Annotated in this window: 3 protein-coding genes; all 3 read left to right on the plus strand. The window is 41.6% G+C overall.

Annotated features, from left to right (window positions below):
• On the plus strand, positions 1-514 hold a 514-nt coding region (locus AC1DVB_RS27125; RefSeq protein ID WP_477591927.1), incomplete at its 5' end, for an SDR family oxidoreductase.
• An 18-nt stretch (positions 515-532) separates the two neighbouring features.
• Positions 533-985: a MaoC family dehydratase N-terminal domain-containing protein gene (locus AC1DVB_RS27130; RefSeq protein ID WP_095678347.1), complete on the plus strand. Its 453-nt coding sequence runs from the start codon at positions 533-535 to the stop codon at positions 983-985.
• Positions 982-1383, plus strand: a complete 402-nt coding sequence (locus tag AC1DVB_RS27135) for a MaoC/PaaZ C-terminal domain-containing protein (protein ID WP_477591929.1) — start codon at positions 982-984, stop codon at positions 1381-1383. The genes AC1DVB_RS27130 and AC1DVB_RS27135 overlap by 4 nt, the downstream gene beginning before the upstream one ends.
• The last annotated feature ends 195 nt before the right edge of the window (positions 1384-1578 follow it).

Raw genomic sequence — 1578 nt, forward strand, 5'->3', positions numbered from 1 at the left:
GCTTGATATTCTCGTGAATAATGCTGGGGTCATCCGGGATAATTTACTTTTTAAAATGACCGATTCTGATTGGCAGACGGTAATGGATGTGCATTTAAAAGGTACTTTTAATGCAGTACGTGCCGCCCAGAAGCATATGGTTGCAAATAAGTACGGAAGAATCATCAATATATCATCCACTTCGGCCCTTGGGAACCGCGGGCAGGCTAATTATTCAGCCGCAAAAGCTGGGCTTCAGGGGTTAACAAAAACACTGGCGATTGAACTTGGCAAATATGGGATAACGGCTAATTCGGTTGCACCAGGCTTTATCGAAACCGAAATGACGAAAGAAACAGCTAGGCGGGTGGGAGTGAGTTTTGAACAATTCATCCAGGATAGGGCAAACAGTATTCCAGTTGCCAGAAGYGGTTTGCCAAGTGATATTGCTCATGCTGTTGCATTCTTTGCCGATGAGGCATCCTCATTCATTAGCGGGCAGGTTTTATATGTTGCGGGCGGTCCGAAAAATTAAGGGAAAAGGCGGGATGTTATGTTCAACGAAAGTATTGGAAAACGATCCAACCCCGTTAAAAATATAGTTGAACGGGGAGCCGTTAAAAAATTCGCATTATCGATTGGTGATCCCCACCCGATTTTCATTGATGAAGAAACAGGCAGGCAATCAAGGTACGGTACGAATATCGCTCCACCAACTTTCCCAAGGGTCTTTGATTTTGGGACGATTGAAAGCTTGAATCTCCCGAATAAAGGCTTGATTCACGGTGAGCAGGTTTATCGATATAACAGGCCGCTTAAGGTAGGGGAAGAAATCACCTGTTATACGGAAGTGAAAGACTATTATGAGAAAAAAGGGAAACAAGGGGAAATGGGATTTCTAGCCTTTAAAAATTATGGGACGGATGTAAATGGGGAAATTGTCTTCACTGCTGAACAGCTTGTCATTTTAAATGAAACGATCAGAAGGATGGTGATGAGTAAGTGACGACATTAACCGAACTTCATATTGGTGACTCGTTACATTCCATCGAGCTTGCACCTGTAACACGACTGGACCTCATTAAATATGCCGGCGCATCAGGTGATTTCAATCCCATTCATACCATTGATGAGGAAGCAAAAAATGCTGGTCTTCCAGGTATCATCGCACATGGGATGTGGACGATGGGAAACCTTGCAAAGCTATTCAGTAATCTTTATGAAATTGGATTTATCGAAGAATACAAGATTCGTTTCAAGGGGATKGTTTTCTTGAATGATGTCATAACTCTTCAAGCGGATCTAAAAGAAAAAAATGGGGATAGATATTTTTTCAACGTAGCGGCCACTAACCAGTCAGGTAGGGAAGCGATCAGTGGAGAGGTTATTTTTAAGACTTACTGAGGTAAAGTAGTGATGAAAATTATTTCATCACTACTTTTTTTAGGAGCGAAATTCGACAATTTTAAAGGAGTTTCGAAAATTATCCAGAATTGTACTTAAAAAGAATTCTTTTTGCGGCGGTGAGGTGAATAGTAATGAATCAAGTGAAACAGGATTCTCAGCTTAATTTGCTCAAAGAGTGGACCTTTCCTGCAC

This window comes from Peribacillus sp. P4_D6 (assembly GCF_056401795.1).

Excerpts from the sequence above, each read along its gene's own strand:
- AC1DVB_RS27130 (WP_095678347.1), top strand. The coding sequence starts at position 533 with ATGTTCAACGAAAGTATTGGAAAACGATCCAACCCCGTTAAAAATATA.